We start from the raw sequence: 15,682 nt of genomic DNA on the forward strand, positions 1-15,682 counted from the left end.
GGCAGCTCTTCGCGACATGTTCCCGGAACGCCGCTGCGGCCGAACAATTGCTGCACGCTTCTGATGAGTCGCTTTCCTGATGGTCTTGCGGCCAGGAATGCGCTCATATGGAGCAATAAAAATCTGGAGGAGACTATGCGGTTCTCGATTGCCCTCGTATCGGCTCTGCTTCTGCCGCTCGGCGCGGCCGTTGCCCAGGACTATCCGACGAGGCCCATCACCATGCTGGTTCCATTCGCGGCGGGCGGGCCGACCGACACCATCGCGCGCCTGACGGCCGCAGGCATGGGGAAGTCGCTGGGACAGCAAATCGTCGTCGAGAACGCGACCGGCGCCGGCGGCACCATCGGCACGACCCGCGCCGCGCGCGCCCAGGCCGACGGCTACACGCTGCTGATCCATCACGTCGGCATCTCGACCGCCGCGACGCTGTATCGCAATCTCAGCTATGACACGAAGACGGCGTTTGCCCCGATCGGCCTCGTGACCAATGCGCCGATGACCATCATTGCGCGTCCGGATTTTCCGGCTGACACGCTCAAGGAACTGGTCGCCTACGCCCAGCAGCAGGGCGACAAGCTGACCTACGCCAATGCCGGGTTGGGTGCGGCATCGCATCTCTGCGGCATGCTGTTCATGACGGCGATCCAGAAGCAGCTCACCACGGTGCCTTACAAGGGCAACGGTCCGATCATGAACGATCTGCTCGGCAAGCAGATCGATCTCACCTGCGACCAGGCGACCAACACCACCGGGCCGATCACGGCCAAGCAGGTCAAGGCCTATGCGATCACAACAAAGGAGCGGCTGAAGAGTCTGCCCGATCTGCCGACGGCCGATGAGGCGGGCCTCAAGGGATTCGAGCTCGGCGTCTGGCATGGCCTCTATGCTCCCAAGGGCACTCCGCCCGCGGTCGTGCAGAAGCTGACGGCCGCGCTGCAGACGGCGCTCAAGGATCCGGCGCTGATCGCCCGGTTCAACGACATCAACACCGAGCCCGTGCCGCAGGACAAGGCGACGCCCGAGGCGCTGGGCGCGATGCTGACGAGCGAAGTCGACCGCTGGGCCCCGATCATCAAGGCGGCCGGGCAGTTCGCGGACTGAGCGGACAATCCCATGAGAGTAGCTTGGTGAGCCACTTAAGGCAGGGTGATTAACTACCGCTCCTGTGCATGGGGTTGTTTTCCAGATTTGGATTCAGCCCGCCGCTTCGTCGAACTGCGTGCTCGCCTCGAGCCACTGCTCCTCCGCGCGCGCCAGCGCATCGGCGGCATTGGCGCGCGCCTTTGACAGCTGCGCGGCCTGCTTGGGATCGCGCGTAAAAATGTCGGGCAAAGCGAGGGCCGTGTCGATCTTGGTGATGATGTCGCTGACGCGGGCGATCTCGGCTTCGGCCTCGGTGATGCGCTTCTTCAGCGAGCCGCGATTGTCGGGCCGCGCGCGCTGCGGCTTTTCGCTTGGCACACTGCGCTCGCGCGGTGCCGGCTCGCCGTTGCGCGCAGACAGCACCAGGCGGCGGTATTCGTCGAGGTCGCCGTCGTAATTGGTGACGGTGCGGTCGGCGACGATCCAGAGCCGGTCGGCGCAGGCTTCGATCAGGTAGCGATCGTGCGAGACCATGATGACGGCGCCGGGGAATTCGTTGATGGCTTCGGCAAGCGCGGCTCGGCTGTCGATGTCGAGATGGTTGGTCGGCTCGTCCAGGATGATCATGTTGGGGCCGAAGAAGGTCGCAAGGCCGAGCAGCAGCCGCGCCTTCTCGCCGCCCGACAGTTTGGCGACCTTGGTGTCGGCTGCCTTGCCGGAGAAGCCGATCGCGCCGGCGCGCGCGCGCACCTTTGCTTCGGGCGCATCGCCCATCAGCTTGCGGACGTGGCCATAGGCCGAGGCGTCCACGTTGAGCTCGTCGAGCTGGTGCTGCGCAAAATAGGCGATCGACAGCTTGTCCGCGCGCGTCACCTTGCCGGAGAACGGCGCGAGCCTTCCGGCGAGCAGTTTGACCAGCGTCGACTTGCCGTTGCCGTTGGCACCCAGCAGCGCAATGCGGTCGTCATTGTCGATGCGCAAGGTGACGCGGCCGAGCACGGGCGCCGCCGGATCGTAGCCGACGGAAGCGTTGTCCACGGCGATGATCGGCGGCGACAGGATCTTCTCCGGCGCCGGAAAGCTGATCTCGCGCACGTCCTCGGTGACCAGCGCCGTGATCGGCTTCAGCCGCTCCAGCATTTTCACGCGAGACTGTGCCTGGCGGGCTTTCGAAGCCTTGGCCTTGAAGCGGTCGACGAAGGCCTGCAGGCGGGCGCGCTCGGCCTCCTGGCGCTTGACCTGCTTGGCATCGAGCAGCTCGCGCGCGGCGCGCTGCTCCTCGAACGAGGAATAGGTGCCCTTGTAGAGCGTAAGCTTGCCGCGCTCCAGATGCAGGATCTGGTCGACCGAGCTTTCGAGGAGATCGCGGTCGTGGCTGATCACGATCACCGTGCGCGGATAGTGCGCGAGGTGATCCTCCAGCCACAACGTTCCCTCGAGGTCGAGATAGTTGGTGGGCTCGTCGAGCAGCAACAGGTCGGGGGCTGCGAACAGCGTCGCGGCGAGCGCGACGCGCATGCGCCAGCCGCCGGAGAATTCGGCGCAGGGGCGGAGCTGATCGGCGGCGGAGAAGCCGAGGCCGGAGAGGATGGCGGCGGCACGGCTCGGCGCCGAATGCGCGTCGATGTCGACCAGCCGGGTCTGGATCTCGGCGATCCGGTGCGGATCGGTCGCGCTTTCGGCTTCGTGAAGCAGCGCGTCGCGTTCGAGGTCGGCCTTGAGCACGACGGAGATCAGGCTTTCGGGTCCGTTCGGGGCTTCCTGGGCGAGGCTGCCGACGCTCCAGCGCGGCGGCAGGGTCACCGAGCCGTGCTCCGCCGCGAGCTCACCGCGGATCACCTTGAACAGCGTCGACTTGCCGGTGCCGTTGCGTCCGACCAGGCCGACGCGCGATCCCGGCGTGATCTGCACGGAACTCTGGTCAATCAGAAGGCGTCCGGCAAGGCGGATGGAGAGGTCGGTGATCCCAAGCATGCGGCCTTGTCACCGCAAGGCGCGCCGAACGCAACCCGTTTTTCGGGGTTATCGTTCAAGCATGATCGTTCCGGAAAACCGCTTCACACTTTTCCGGATCATGCTCGGCTCAATGCGAGTCGCGGTCGCGCTGCCTCAGCTCTTTCATGAGCTGCTCGAGATGGGTCGGGAGCTGGGGTTCGGGACGCAGGCTCTGCTGGAGCCGTTCGCCCACCGCATCGCAAATCGAACGGCTGGTCCGCCGGTCGATCTGCTCACTGTCATTGGCAAAAAGGCCAGCCATCGCGCAGGTTCCGTGTGCTCAAAGTTAGGACACGGTACCAAGTCATTGGCCCCCAAAATGGTTTCGCCGTTTTTGGGGGAATGCCGGCATTCTCGTCGAAATTGTATGAGTCCCGCCATATCCGCCCAAAATGCGAAGCCCCGGCGGGGGGATCGCCGGGGCTTCTCTTGGAAGGCAACCTGGGGGTCGGTAGCCTTTAAGTTAAGGTGCTGTCGGGCTCAGTAGCAGCGGTTGATCATCCGCCAGCGGGGTCCCCAGGGGGTCGGGACCAACCGGCGCACATAGCAGCCGCCATAACCGTAGGAGACGGGGGCATAGAAACGCGGACCGCCCCAGCCATGGCCGCGATGCCAGCCACCGCCGCCGCCGCCGTGCCAGCCCGGGCCGCCACCGTGCCAGTGGGCGGAAGCCGAGGTCGGCGCCAGCGCGGCACCCAGCGCAACCGCAGCGACGGCGGCAAGCGAAAGTTTCCTCAACATGGTGATCTCCTCAATACTGCCGGCGCGGGGCTATCGCGTCCGATGGAAAGGCCGCCGAAACGGTCCGCCCAGTGATCGGGCTTCAGTTTCGATGGGGCCAACCCTACGCCGGCAAGGCTGAACCGAATCCTGACAGGGGCTTCAGATTGGGTTCATCTGGGTGAAATTGTCGTAATCCAGGTTGAAACCGCATCCTCCGGTCCTGCGGCGAAGCGCCTGTGACGTCATACCGGCGATCGCTTGCCGGATGGCAAAGGCGCCGATATAAGCCCGGCAACTCGACAACCACCGCTTTTCTTCCCAAGGACAAGATTATGGCCATCGAACGCACTTTCTCGATCATCAAGCCCGACGCGACCGCGCGTAACCTGACCGGCGCCGTCAACGCCGTGATCGAAAAGGCGGGCCTGCGCATCGTCGCGCAGAAGCGCATCCGCATGACCAAGGAACAGGCCGAGACCTTCTATGCCGTCCACAAGGCGCGGCCGTTCTTCGGCGAGCTCGTCGAGTTCATGACCTCGGGCCCGGTCGTCGTCCAGGTGCTGGAAGCCGAGAACGCCATCGCCAAGTACCGCGACGCGATGGGCGCGACCGATCCGTCGAAGGCCGCCGACGGCACCATCCGCAAGCTCTACGCCAAGTCGATCGGCGAGAATTCCGCGCACGGCTCGGATGCGCCGGAGACCGCCGCGATCGAGATCGCGCAGTTCTTCTCGGGCAACGAGATCGTCGGCTGATCCATCGGCTGATAAGTTAAATCGACGGGGCGAAAGGACGTATTGTGAGCTGGCTCTGGCAGATCTTCGATCCCGCAACGATCGGGGCGTTCTTCACCCAGTTTCGCAACGAGATGGCCGAACCGACTTTCTGGATTGCGGTCGGCAAGATCATCTGGATCAACATCCTTTTGTCCGGTGACAACGCGCTGGTGATCGCGCTCGCCTGCCGCGGCCTCTCGCCGCGACACCGCCTGTGGGGCATGATCTTCGGTGCCGGCGCCGCGGTGCTGCTGCGGATCATCTTCACCGGCATCGTCGCAACCCTGATGGAGTTGCCGTACCTCAAGCTGATCGGCGGACTCGCGCTGATCGTGATCGCGGCCAAGCTGCTGGTGCCGGAACACGAGGACGAGGACGACGTCGACGCTGCCTCGCATCTGTGGCAGGCCGTGCAGATCGTCGTGGTCGCCGACATCGTCATGAGTCTCGACAACGTCATTGCGGTCGCAGCCGCCGCCAATGGCAGCGTGCCGCTCCTGATCCTCGGCCTTGCCATCAGCGTGCCACTGATCGTCGCCGGTGCGGCGCTGATCATGGCGCTGCTCGAGAAGCTGCCGGTGCTGGTCTGGGCGGGTGCTGCGCTGCTCGGCTGGATCGCGGGCGAGGTGATGGCGACCGATCCCGGCGTCGCGCCCAAGCTGCACACGCTGTTCGACGGTCCGTTCGGTGCCGCGCTCGACTCGATGCTCGGCGCCTTGCGCATCCCGCCGCAATTCGGCCATGGCGGGGCGGGCGGCGAATATTTCTGCGCAGCGCTCGGCGTCGTCGTCGTGCTGGTGGTCGGCACCATCTGGCGCCGCCGCAAGCTGACCGCCGCGGCGCTGGAATCGTCCGAGCGGCACGCCAGGGCGTCGGCGGAGTAGGCCCGCTCAGTCGATCGTGCCGAGTTCCGTCACGGATATCGTCCAGTAGACCAGCTTGGTTCCGGCGAACGAAACCCGCAGACGGTCGAGCAAGCGGCCGGCATCTGTCCCTGCGAGCACCACCTGCACGACGGCCTGATCGGCGTGGCCCTTCACGCGCTCGGCGGCCGTATGCAAGCGGATCTCAGTGCCGTGACCGGCTCCGTGCGATGCCGTGAATCCCGAAACCAGGTCGGTCTGCTCAGTGAGATAGTCGAACACCTCCTCGCGGAGGAGATGCGGCACAATCAGCGTCAGACAGACCGGCTGCTCGATCATTTGGCCACCTTCGACGATCCGCCATAGCGGCGATACAGAATCGGCAGGAGAATCAGGGTGAGCAGGGTGGAGGACAGCAGTCCTCCGATCACGACGATTGCGAGCGGTCGCTGCACTTCGGAACCCGGGCCGGAGGCGAACAGCAGCGGGATCAAGCCAAGCGCCGTGATGCTCGCGGTCATCAGCACGGGGCGAAGCCTGCGCATGGCGCCTTCGACGACGATGCGATCCTCGGGAAGGCCGTGGGCACGGAGCTGATTGAAGTAGGAGACCAGCACGACGCCGTTGAGCACGGCGATGCCGAGCAGCGCGATGAACCCGACCGAAGCCGGCACCGACAGGTACTCGCCCGTCACGACCAGCGCGAAGACGCCCCCGATCAGGGCAAACGGGATGTTGACGAGCACCAGCAGGGCCTGGCGGATGGCACCGAATGTTGTGAAGAGCAGCACGAAGATCAGGCCGATCGCGACGGGGACTACGACGGATAGGCGCGCGGCGGCGCGTTGCTGGTTCTCGAACTGCCCGCCCCAGGTCAGCCGGTAACCGTTCGGCAGCGGGAGTTCGGTCGCCACCTTCTGGCGGGCCGCTTCGACGAAGCCGACCATGTCGCGACCGCGGACGTTGGCGCGCACCACGCTCATGCGAGCGCCGTCCTCGCGATCGATCTTCACCGGACCGTCTACGCGTTGGATACGGGCGACCTGCGATAGCGCGACGTGCTGTCCGGAGGCGAGCGTGAGCGGCAGGCTGGCCAGCAGCGTTGGCGCTTCCCGCGTCGTCTCGCTGCCCCGGACGAGGATCGGCGTGCGGCGTCCGTCCTCGAGCGCGGTCCCGATGGTCCGGCCCTCGATCTGCGTCCGCAGCGAGTTGACGACGGAATCCACGGTCAGGCCGAAGCGGCCGGCTTCCATGCGGTTGACCGCAACCGTGTAGTATTGAGCGCCTTCATTCAGCGTGGTGTAGACGTCCTCGGCACCGTCGATGCTGGACAGGATCGCCGACAGCTTTGCCGCGGTTTCGTTCAGCCTGGCGATGTCGGGGCCGAAGATCTTGACGGCGACGTCACCGCGCACGCCGCTGATCATCTCCTGCACGCGCATGTCGATGGGCTGGGTGAAGCTGAGCGAGATGCCGGGGAAGCCGGTGAGGACCTCGCGCAGCTTCTGCAGCAGGGCCTCGCGATTGTCGGTCGCGCGCTCGGCGGCCGGCTTGAGCACCAGGAATGTGTCGGTCTGGTTGGGGCCCATGGGATCGAGGCCGAGCTCGTCCGACCCGGTTCGCGCGACGATGCCGGCAATATCAGGTACGGCCAGAAGCGCGGTCTGCAGCCTTGCATTCATCGCTAGCGACTCGTCGAGGTTGACGGACGGAAGCGTCTCGACGCTGACGATGACGTCGCCTTCATCCATGGTCGGCATGAAGGTCTTGCCGAGCTGGGTATAGGCGAAGCCCGCCGCGACGAGGCCGATCAGCGCCGCAGCCATCACCTTGCGCTCGTTGTTGAGGGCCCAGTCCAGTGCCGGCGCGTAGATCCGTTGGGCCGCACGCACCAGCAGGGGATCGCGATGTGACGCCGACTTGAGCACGAAGGAGGTTGCGACCGGGATCACGGTGAGCGCCAGCAGCAGCGAGCCGGCCAGCGCGAAGATGATGGCCAGCGCGACCGGGATGAACAGCTTGCCCTCCAACCCCTGCAGCGTCAGCAGCGGGACGAACACGATGATGATGATGAGCACACCCGAGGCGACCGGTTCCAGGACTTCGCAGACCGAACGGTAGATCAGGTGGATCAGCGGAGTGGCCTTGCCCGGGTCGTGCTTGCCGAGGTTGCCGACGATGTTCTCGACCACGACGACCAGCGCGTCGATCAGCATGCCGATCGCGATCGCAAGTCCGCCGAGGCTCATCAGATTGGCCGACATTCCCACCACGCGCATGACGATCAAGGCGATGACGATGGCCAGCGGCAGGCTGAGCGCGATCACCAGTGAGGCCCGCCAGTTGCCGAGGAAAAGCAGCAGAAGGACGATGACGAGGGCGGTGGCCTCGCCGAGGGCCCGCACCACGGTGCCGACGGCGCGGTTGACCAGGCGGCTGCGGTCATAGAACACGTTGATCGACACGCTCTTCGGCAGCGAGGGTTGCAGCTCCGCGAGCCGAGCACGCACGTCACGGATCAGCTGACCCGCGTTGGCGCCGCGTAAGCCGAGGACCAGTCCCTCGACGGTTTCGCCGCGGCCGTCCGCCGTGACGGCGCCATAGCGGGTCAGCGTCCCGACTTTGACGCTCGCGACGTCGTTGACCAGGATCGGCACGCCCTCGCGGGTGTCGACGACGATGGCCTTGATGTCCTCGATCGACCGGATGCTGCCTTCGATTCGAACCAGAGCGCTGTCCTCGCCCTGGTTCACCCGTCCGGCGCCGTCGTTGCGGCTGTTGGCTTCGATGGCCCGGCGAAACAAATCGTAGGAAATGCCGCGCGCGGCCAGCGCATCGTTGCGCGGCACGATCTCGAAGGCGCGGACATAGCCGCCGAGCGCATTGACGTCCGCAACGCCGGGGACGGTCCGCAAGGCCGGGCGGATCAACCAGTCGAGCAGGGTGCGGCGTTCCGCGAGCGACAGCTCGGGACTGTCGATCGTGAACATGAACATCTCGCCGAGCGGGCTCGTGATCGGCGCCAGACCGCCGCTCACCCCGTCCGGGAAATCGCGCGAGATGTTCGACAAGCGCTCCGAGACCTGGTTGCGTGCCCAGTAGATGTCGGTGCCGTCCTCGAAATCGACGGTGATGTCTGCCAGCGCGTATTTCGTGGTCGAACGAAGCACCTTCTTGTTCGGCAATCCGAGCAGTTCGAGCTCGACGGGAACGGTGATGCGCTGCTCGACCTCTTCGGGAGTGAGGCCCGCCGCCTTCATGATGACCTTGACCTGAACCGGCGAAACGTCAGGAAAGGCATCGATCGGCAAGCCGGGCAGGAGGACAGCGCCGGCGCCGATCACCAGCAGCACGCCGAGCATGACGAACAGTCGCTGCGACAGTGCGAACGCGACCAGGCGCCGGAGCATTTACTGCCCCAGTCCGGAGAGGATGCCGCGAAGCGCCGAGATGCCGCCGATCGCGATCTCATCCCGGGCCGAGACGGCGCCCGCTACGACCACATGGTCCTGATCTTCCGCAAGCAGCTTGACCGGCACCAGCCGGAAGCCGCCGTCAAAGGCGACGAAGACCGACGTTTGCTCGCCCCGCCGGACTAGCCCGCTGTAAGGGATCTCCCAGGCGCTTTCGCCGGTCGAGAGAAATCCGATGCGGGCCGCGGTGGTCTGGCCGGGATGCAGCTCGCCGTCGTTGGGGACTTCCGCGCGAACCAGAATAGTCTGGGTGGCCGGATCGATGGTCTCTGAGACCAACACGACCTTGCCCGGGGTGGAATAGCCCTCGATCTCGACTTTCGCGCCGGTACGGATCGCTCGAATATTGGCGGCAGGGATCGCGATTTCCGCCCATAGCGGCGAGAGCCGCGCCAACTTGACGAGCGGTGCGGATTGTTCGAGCCGCTGCCCTGGTGACACCGCGAGTTCGACCACGGACGCGGCTTGCGGTGCATTGACCGTGAGCGTCCCGCTGATCGCCGCTTGCTGGGCCAGCCGGGAGATTGCATCGTCGGACATCCCGCTCAGATGCAGCATCTGACGCCGTTCGGCGACGACGAGGGCGGCCTGGCGCGCTTCGGCCTGGCTGGCCTCCAGCACGCGTTGCGGCACGGCCTTGCCCTCGAACAGATCCGCATTCCGATTGAGTTGCTGGTTGGCGAGATGCTCCTGCGCGATCGCGTGCAGATAGTCGCGTTGCTGGGAGACGAAGCTCGGACTTTCCAGAGTGACCAGCGGCTGGCCGGCCGTGGCGCGGTCACCGCGCCCGACCAGGAGATTGGCGACCATGCCGGCCACAGGTGCGCTGACGACCCACAATTGTTGCGTCGGGATGACGATCTGGACGGGATAGGGCAGCGTCAGATCGGTCCGGCTCGCGACCGGATGGGTCACGCGCACCCCGAGATTGCGCGCCTGCGCATCGCTCAGCTTCACCTCGTCCTGTGCCATCGACACGGAAGGTAACAAGCTCAATGCAATGGCGATGAGCGTACGAGCGAGCGTGCCGCCAGAGAAGGTGAGAAGGAGAGGTCCGTGGCGGACTCGCATGAGGAATGTCCCGCATTCGCCGGCGAGCGAAGCGCTGCTCGATTGAAGGTTTCGCTTAACCCACCAGCGCGTTGGGGCGTTGATCTGTCTCAAGCGGGCCCACCACTTTGGAAGGCTGCTCGCCGTCCCGGGAGGGCTTCGGTTGATCTTGCTCAATTCCGTCCCAGCCCGGGAAGCTAGGCTGGCTTTGCATCCTTCGGAGAGGCGGCCGTGAGACCAACAAGATTCGCGTCGATCCTGGCAACCGGCTTTGTCGCGCTGGTTGGGCTCGTGCAGCCGGCACTCTCCCATAGCGGAACGGCGCAGGACCCCTGGAGTTCTGCGCACATCGAAATGCTGCCGCCTGAAATCCGAGCGGACGTGCGGAAATGGGATGCAGCGTGCGGCGCGCCAATCGCCGCTGCCCAACGCTTTGCTCTTTATCTGACCGTGCCGGGCGCTCAATTCCTGGCTCTCCATTTTGACGACTTTCGTTGCCGCAACAGGGCAGTTTATTGCGGGTCCGCAGGGTGCCTGCACGAGGTGTATGTCTCGAAAAGCGGGCGTTACAGACGTGTGCTTTCCGTGCACGCTCATGACGTTCGGCTGTCTTCTTCCCACGATCAGGCCGTCGTTGAAGTCGTGGACGGGAGGGGCACGAGCCGCACGCTGTGGTGGAACGGAAGCCGATTTGTCGGCAGATGAGCGTTTGAGAAGCCTTCGTGCCGGGGCATCCCCGGGCTCGCTCATGATGGACGCTTCCTCCCGGTGATCATCGCCTTCACCAGGCTCTCGCGGTGCTCGAAGCTCGCCACGAGGACGCCAAGCACATGGACGACGACGAGGCCGATCGAGAGGTTGGCGAACGCCTCATGGACCTCTTCCACCCATTTTGCTCCCCAGAAGCTGCCAATCGTCATCATGTAACCGGTGGTGCAGGTGCCGATCAGCATGACGATCAGCGCCACGACCATCGTGCCGCCGGCAGGATTGTGGCCGAGATAGCGTGGCGCCCTCAGCAGCGCCACGTCGCGCATGTAGGCGAGCACCGCGCGCGGCGAGCGCACGAAGTCGCTGAAGCGCGCATAGCGCGGCCCCACGAAGCCCCATAAGATCCGTAGCGCGAGCAACCCCGCAATCGTGTAGCCGGCGGCGATATGGACATTCTCGATCTCGTCACCGGTCGCATACGCGAGCAGAAACAGCCCGGCCAGCGACCAATGGAACACGCGCACAAAGGGGTCCCAGACCTTGACGGTGGCCGGCGGCTTCTCGCCGCCGGCCACGATCGCATCGTGAATCGAGCTCATGGCGCGGCCTCTTACAGCTGACCGACGATCTGGCCGCTGGTCGGATCGACGAACAATTCGACCCGGCTGCCGGACTTGTCGATGGTGTAGAGTTCGCCGCAGGCGTTCTTGAGCTTGGCCTTCTGGACTTTGTAGCCCTGGGCTTCGACCTTGGCCTGCAGTTGTTCGAGCGGCAGCCAGCTTGTCTGCGGCGCCGCAGTGCAGGGACGCCCGAGGCTGCCGGCATGAGCGGTCGCGGTGGCTGCGAGCAAGGCGGCGGTCGCGATGAAGATGGTGATGTTGCGCATGGTTCTCTCCGGCTTGTGGCGCCCGGCCGCGTCATGCGGCGAGGCGATGGACGGACACTGGCAGAAGAGCGCTGACGGCCACCTGTTGATCCACGTCAGCGTTCTGTCAGGTCGATTAGGGCATTCTTTGCGAATGCAGCCCGCCAGCCTCCTGGGATTCCTCGCGGTGCCATTGCTGGCAGGGGTCCTGCTCGCGCCGGTGCCTGCCGCAGCAGGCGGCCACGATAAAGGCGCGCCCGACGCGGTTCGCCGTGCAGTCGAGGCGGGTGAGATCAAGCCGCTCGCCGACATTCTCGCATCCATTCGCGGCAAGCTGCCGGGTGAGGTTGCCGGCGTGGAGATAGAGCGCGAGCGTGGCCGCTGGATCTACGAGTTTCGCGTCGTCGACGACAAGGGCCGCCTCTACGAGGTGTACGTCGATGCGCGCAGCGGCGAGATCGAACGCGTCAAGGAGAAGTGATGCGCCTGCTGCTCGTGGAGGACGACCGACGGATCGCGGCCGATGTGGAGAGGGCGTTACAAGCGGCCGGCTATGTGGTCGAGACCGTCCGCAACGGCGAGGAAGCCTGGTTCCGCGGTGATACCGAGGACTACGGCGCCGTCATCCTCGATCTCGGCTTGCCCGACATGGACGGCCTGGCGGTGCTCAAGCGCTGGCGCGCGAACGGACGCTCCATGCCGGTGCTGATCCTGACGGCGCGCGGCAGCTGGGCCGAGCGCGTCGATGGTATCGACGCGGGCGCCGACGATTACCTGCCTAAGCCCTTCCGCATGGAGGAACTGCTGGCGCGGCTGCGCTCGATCGTGCGCCGCTCGGCAGGCCATGCCTCCTCACGGATCGTCGCCGGCGACGTCGAACTCGACGACCGTCAGATGAAGGTGACGCTGCGCGGCGTACCCGTCGCGTTGTCGCCGCTGGAATATCGCCTGATCGCCTTTCTCTTGCACCACCGCGGCCGTGTGGTGTCGCAGCACGAGCTCGACGAAAACGTCTATGGCCACGGCGAGGATCACGAGTCGAACGCCCTCGAGGTGCTGGTCGGCCGGGTGCGCAAGAAGCTCGGCGCCGATCTGATCGAGACCAGGCGCGGCTTCGGCTATCTGATACCGGAGACGACGCCGTGAGCTGGGGCTCGTTGCGGCTGCGACTGGTGGCCGGCGGCGTTGTGGCCATCCTGGTTGCGCTGACCATTGCCGGCGCCGGGCTGACGCTGCTGTTCGAACGCCACGTCACGCGCACGATCGGCAGCGACCTCGACATCTATTTGAAGCAGCTCGTCGCGGGTATCGACGTCGATGCCCAGGGCAAGCTGGTGGTGGGCCGGCCGCCGGCCGATCCGCGTTTTGCCGACCCGCTTTCGGGCCTGTACTGGCAGGTATCGGACGACGGCGGTCAGGTGCTGCGTTCACGTTCGCTGTGGGACACGGCGTTGGACCTGCCGCAGGACGAGCCGTCGCCTCGCGAATTGCACCGTCACGTCATCCCCGGGCCGGCGAACGCGCGGCTCCTGGTCAGTGAACGCCGCGTGCTGCTGACCGTGGGCGACCGCCGCGTCCCGGTGCGCGTCGCGGTGGCGGCCGATCTTGCCCGCGTGTCGGTCGCCGCCTCGCAATTCGCCAGGGATCTGGCACTGGCGCTCGGCCTGCTGGGGCTGGTGCTGGCGGCGGCCACCTCGATCCAGGTCGGACTGGGCCTACGTCCGCTCGATGCACTTCGCCGCGGCGTCGCCGACGTCCGCTCAGGCCAACGCAAGCATCTCCCCGTCGACGTCCCTGCCGAGGTGAAGCCGCTGGTGGAAGAGGTGAACAATCTGATCGACGCCCAGGAAGGCGAGATCGAACGTTCGCGCAGCCGCGCCGCCGACTTGGCGCATGGGCTGAAGACGCCGCTCGCCGCGCTCGCGGCCGACGTCGCGCTTTTGCGTCAGCGAGGTGAGCAGGACGTTGCCAAGGCCATCGAAGCTGTCGCCGACGCGATGAGCCGTCATGTCGACCGCGAGCTGGCACGCGCCCGGGCGCGAGGCACGGCACGACAGCGTGGCGGTATCTCCACGCCCCTCAGACCGCTTGTCGAGTCCCTGATACTGACGCTGGCGCGCACGCCTGCCGCGCAGAGGCTTGAATTCAAGGCCTGCATAACGGGCGAACCGAGCGTGCCGCTCGATCGCACCGATCTGGCCGAAGTGCTAGGCAATCTCCTGGAAAATGCCGCCCGTCACGCCAAGAGCCAGGTGCGCATTGGCGCGGATGCCATTGCGGGCCCGGCGATCACGGTCGAGGACGACGGGCCGGGCATCGCGGCCGCCGAACGTCCGCGCGTGCTCGAACGCGGTGCGAGACTGGATGAGCGCGGCGAGGGCGCCGGCCTCGGCCTCGCGATCGTTCAGGACGTGCTCAGTGCCTATGGATGGCTGCTTGTCCTCACCGATTCCGAGCTCGGCGGACTGAAAGCCGTCATCGCGCCAGAGGGCAGCCGCGATCAAACGGCCGCTGCTGGTTGAAGACCCTAAAGCGCGATGCGATTAGGATGAAACGTCATCGCTCTTCAGGTTGTTGTTTGAGCATGATCTTTTCGGAAAACCGCTGCGCACTTTTCCGGATCATGCTTTAGCGCCGCACGATCGAGCCGGCGCGGCTGACCAGGCGGGCGAGTGCGCGGAAGCGGCTGCCGACGCGGTCGGCGACGAGGTCGCCGAGGCGGTGCTCGAACACCAGCATCAGCTTGCGGCCCTGGCTGCGGAAATGCGTGGCCGGCAGCACGCCCGGGCGCGCCGCCGAGATCAGATGCGCGACGCGGAACGCCGCCCCCAAGAGGCGCGCGCGTTCGAGCTGCGCCGGCGTCAGCAGCTCCTGCATGGTGACCGGCGGCTGGTTTTCCTCGCTCAGGCCCGCATAGCGATAGAACACCGACAGGCCGACGAAGGCACGCTCGGTGTGGGTGATCGCGCCGAAATTGCCGTTGACGACGAGGCTCAGCGTCTGCTCGCCGCGGTGATCGGGATGCACGCGCCAGCCGATATCGGACAGCAGGCACGCGGTGTGGCGCAAGCGGCGGTCCTCCTCGGTCTCGCGCAGCTTCACCACACGCGCGAGGCGGTCGGTCCAGGCGATCAGCTCGTGGGCGTGCTTGGCCGAGCGCGACAGCAGCTGGTTCAGCTCTTCCGCGGCGCAGATCAGGCCGTCCTTGTTGCGTTCCGGCTCCGACAGCTTCTCGTGCAGCAGGCCCTCGCGCACGCCGAAGGTCGAGAACACGATCGTCTTCGGCTTCGCCACCCGGATGATGTGCTCGAGCACCAGCGCCGCATAGGTGAGAAGGGGGCGGCGGGCATCGGCGACGCTCTCGATGTCGGCGAGCATGTCCGCGGCCGCCAGGCGACGGAGACGACGCGAGAAGTCGAGCGCTTCAGCCGCCGACAGCGAGTAACCGTGCATCACCTGGAGCGGATAGCCGCTCTGGATGATGTGAATGCGCGCCAGCGCGCGCCAGGTGCCGCCGACGGCGTAGAAGGTGCGGCCGCTGCCGGCGGTGAGCTGCGGCACCTCGTCGAGCTCCTCGCGCACGATGCGATCGGCGCGCTTGAGCGATTTATGCGCGAGGTCCTGCAGCGCGAGGCCCCCCAGCGGCAGCGTCACGCCGCTGCGCACGCTGTTCCTGCGCACGTCGATCAATTCGAGCGAGCCGCCGCCGAGGTCGCCGACGATGCCGTCGGGATGGTGGATGCCGGAGATCACGCCGAGCGCCGACAGCCGCGCCTCGCGCGGGCCCGAGAGGATCTCGATCTTCACGGCGCAGATGCGCTCGGCCTTCGCGATGAAGTCGGGGCCGTTGGAGGCGTCGCGGCAGGCCGCGGTCGCGATCGCGAACACGCGCCCGACCTGCATCACACGGCACAATGCGCGAAAGCGCCTCAGCGAGGTCAGCGCCTTGTCGACGGCGTCGGGCGCGAGCAGACCGGTGCTCTGCACCTCGCGGCCGAGGCCGCACAGCGTCTTCTCGTTGAAGATCGGAATGAGGCTCCGCGTCAGCCCCTCGTAGACGACGAGACGGACCGAGTTGGAACCGATATCGATGACCGCGACGCTCGAGCCGCGCTTGCGCGGCCGCTTCACGTCGAACAT

General features: G+C 65.9%; 15 protein-coding genes. 6 read left to right on the plus strand and 9 right to left on the minus strand.

Annotated features, from left to right (window positions below; translation table 11 throughout):
• Window positions 1-135: 135 nt before the first annotated feature.
• Window positions 136-1,104, plus strand: coding sequence for a tripartite tricarboxylate transporter substrate-binding protein (locus XI03_RS14560; RefSeq protein WP_097668191.1), 969 nt, complete (start codon window positions 136-138; stop codon window positions 1,102-1,104).
• Window positions 1,105-1,197: 93 nt separating this feature from the next.
• Here XI03_RS14560 and XI03_RS14565 read toward each other — a convergent pair whose 3' ends face one another.
• The 3 genes from XI03_RS14565 to XI03_RS14575 all read right to left on the minus strand — a co-directional run bounded on the left by XI03_RS14565 (window position 1,198) and on the right by XI03_RS14575 (window position 3,822).
• Window positions 1,198-3,060, minus strand: a complete 1,863-nt coding sequence (locus XI03_RS14565; RefSeq protein WP_271592499.1) for an ABC-F family ATP-binding cassette domain-containing protein — start codon at window positions 3,058-3,060, stop codon at window positions 1,198-1,200.
• 109 nt (window positions 3,061-3,169) lie between these two features.
• Window positions 3,170-3,343, minus strand: coding sequence for a hypothetical protein (locus XI03_RS14570; protein WP_162832233.1), 174 nt, complete (start codon window positions 3,341-3,343; stop codon window positions 3,170-3,172).
• 218 nt (window positions 3,344-3,561) lie between these two features.
• Window positions 3,562-3,822, minus strand: a complete 261-nt coding sequence (locus tag XI03_RS14575) for a sulfur globule protein precursor (RefSeq protein ID WP_271592500.1) — start codon at window positions 3,820-3,822, stop codon at window positions 3,562-3,564.
• A 314-nt stretch (window positions 3,823-4,136) separates the two neighbouring features.
• On the opposite strand from XI03_RS14575, the gene ndk reads away from it, so the two are divergent.
• Window positions 4,137-4,559 carry a nucleoside-diphosphate kinase gene (ndk, locus tag XI03_RS14580; RefSeq protein ID WP_018317541.1) on the plus strand — a complete coding sequence of 141 codons (423 nt, stop codon included), beginning with the start codon at window positions 4,137-4,139 and terminating at the stop codon, window positions 4,557-4,559.
• Window positions 4,560-4,603: 44 nt separating this feature from the next.
• Window positions 4,604-5,464 (plus strand): TerC family protein, encoded by an 861-nt coding sequence (locus tag XI03_RS14585; RefSeq protein WP_028144998.1) that lies wholly within the window; start codon window positions 4,604-4,606, stop codon window positions 5,462-5,464.
• 6 nt (window positions 5,465-5,470) lie between these two features.
• Here the strand turns inward: XI03_RS14585 and XI03_RS14590 are convergent, their stop codons facing one another.
• The 5 genes from XI03_RS14590 to XI03_RS14610 all read right to left on the minus strand — a co-directional run bounded on the left by XI03_RS14590 (window position 5,471) and on the right by XI03_RS14610 (window position 11,563).
• On the minus strand, window positions 5,471-5,782 hold the full coding sequence (locus XI03_RS14590; RefSeq protein ID WP_271592501.1) for a DUF3240 family protein: 312 nt from the start codon (window positions 5,780-5,782) through the stop codon (window positions 5,471-5,473).
• Window positions 5,779-8,853, minus strand: coding sequence for an efflux RND transporter permease subunit (locus XI03_RS14595; RefSeq protein WP_271592502.1), 3,075 nt, complete (start codon window positions 8,851-8,853; stop codon window positions 5,779-5,781). Before XI03_RS14595 ends, XI03_RS14590 begins: the two co-directional genes overlap by 4 nt.
• On the minus strand, window positions 8,854-9,987 hold the full coding sequence (locus tag XI03_RS14600; RefSeq protein ID WP_271592547.1) for an efflux RND transporter periplasmic adaptor subunit: 1,134 nt from the start codon (window positions 9,985-9,987) through the stop codon (window positions 8,854-8,856).
• Between the two features lie 725 nt (window positions 9,988-10,712).
• Window positions 10,713-11,276 carry a cytochrome b/b6 domain-containing protein gene (locus tag XI03_RS14605; RefSeq protein WP_212429128.1) on the minus strand — a complete coding sequence of 188 codons (564 nt, stop codon included), beginning with the start codon at window positions 11,274-11,276 and terminating at the stop codon, window positions 10,713-10,715.
• A gap of 11 nt (window positions 11,277-11,287) precedes the next feature.
• Window positions 11,288-11,563 carry a PepSY domain-containing protein gene (locus XI03_RS14610; protein WP_028144993.1) on the minus strand — a complete coding sequence of 92 codons (276 nt, stop codon included), beginning with the start codon at window positions 11,561-11,563 and terminating at the stop codon, window positions 11,288-11,290.
• A gap of 133 nt (window positions 11,564-11,696) precedes the next feature.
• On the opposite strand from XI03_RS14610, the gene XI03_RS14615 reads away from it, so the two are divergent.
• The 3 genes from XI03_RS14615 to XI03_RS14625 are packed head-to-tail and all read left to right on the plus strand — an operon-like array spanning window position 11,697 to window position 14,064.
• Window positions 11,697-12,023 carry a PepSY domain-containing protein gene (locus tag XI03_RS14615; protein WP_038946536.1) on the plus strand — a complete coding sequence of 109 codons (327 nt, stop codon included), beginning with the start codon at window positions 11,697-11,699 and terminating at the stop codon, window positions 12,021-12,023.
• A complete protein-coding gene (locus XI03_RS14620) occupies window positions 12,023-12,688 on the plus strand; it encodes a response regulator transcription factor (RefSeq protein ID WP_271592503.1) in 666 nt (221 codons plus the stop codon). The genes XI03_RS14615 and XI03_RS14620 overlap by 1 nt, the downstream gene beginning before the upstream one ends.
• Entirely contained in the window at window positions 12,685-14,064 is a 1,380-nt protein-coding gene (locus XI03_RS14625) for a sensor histidine kinase (RefSeq protein WP_271592504.1), read from the plus strand. Before XI03_RS14620 ends, XI03_RS14625 begins: the two co-directional genes overlap by 4 nt.
• A gap of 106 nt (window positions 14,065-14,170) precedes the next feature.
• On the opposite strand, the gene ppx is transcribed toward XI03_RS14625, so the two are convergent.
• A complete protein-coding gene (gene ppx, locus XI03_RS14630; RefSeq protein ID WP_028144989.1) occupies window positions 14,171-15,673 on the minus strand; it encodes an exopolyphosphatase in 1,503 nt (500 codons plus the stop codon).
• Window positions 15,674-15,682: the final 9 nt, after the last annotated feature.

This window comes from Bradyrhizobium sp. CCBAU 65884 (genome assembly GCF_028128835.1).
Lineage (GTDB): Bacteria > Pseudomonadota > Alphaproteobacteria > Rhizobiales > Xanthobacteraceae > Bradyrhizobium > Bradyrhizobium ottawaense.

Coding starts and splice junctions, on each gene's coding strand:
- XI03_RS14560 (WP_097668191.1), top strand. CDS start 136: ATGCGGTTCTCGATTGCCCTCGTATCGGCTCTGCTTCTGCCGCTCGGC.
- XI03_RS14565 (WP_271592499.1), bottom strand. CDS start 3,060: ATGCTTGGGATCACCGACCTCTCCATCCGCCTTGCCGGACGCCTTCTG.
- XI03_RS14570 (WP_162832233.1), bottom strand. CDS start 3,343: ATGGCTGGCCTTTTTGCCAATGACAGTGAGCAGATCGACCGGCGGACC.
- XI03_RS14575 (WP_271592500.1), bottom strand. CDS start 3,822: ATGTTGAGGAAACTTTCGCTTGCCGCCGTCGCTGCGGTTGCGCTGGGT.
- ndk (WP_018317541.1), top strand. CDS start 4,137: ATGGCCATCGAACGCACTTTCTCGATCATCAAGCCCGACGCGACCGCG.
- XI03_RS14590 (WP_271592501.1), bottom strand. CDS start 5,782: ATGATCGAGCAGCCGGTCTGTCTGACGCTGATTGTGCCGCATCTCCTC.
- XI03_RS14595 (WP_271592502.1), bottom strand. CDS start 8,853: ATGCTCCGGCGCCTGGTCGCGTTCGCACTGTCGCAGCGACTGTTCGTC.
- XI03_RS14600 (WP_271592547.1), bottom strand. CDS start 9,987: ATGCGAGTCCGCCACGGACCTCTCCTTCTCACCTTCTCTGGCGGCACG.
- XI03_RS14605 (WP_212429128.1), bottom strand. CDS start 11,276: ATGAGCTCGATTCACGATGCGATCGTGGCCGGCGGCGAGAAGCCGCCG.
- XI03_RS14610 (WP_028144993.1), bottom strand. CDS start 11,563: ATGCGCAACATCACCATCTTCATCGCGACCGCCGCCTTGCTCGCAGCC.
- XI03_RS14615 (WP_038946536.1), top strand. CDS start 11,697: ATGCAGCCCGCCAGCCTCCTGGGATTCCTCGCGGTGCCATTGCTGGCA.
- XI03_RS14620 (WP_271592503.1), top strand. CDS start 12,023: ATGCGCCTGCTGCTCGTGGAGGACGACCGACGGATCGCGGCCGATGTG.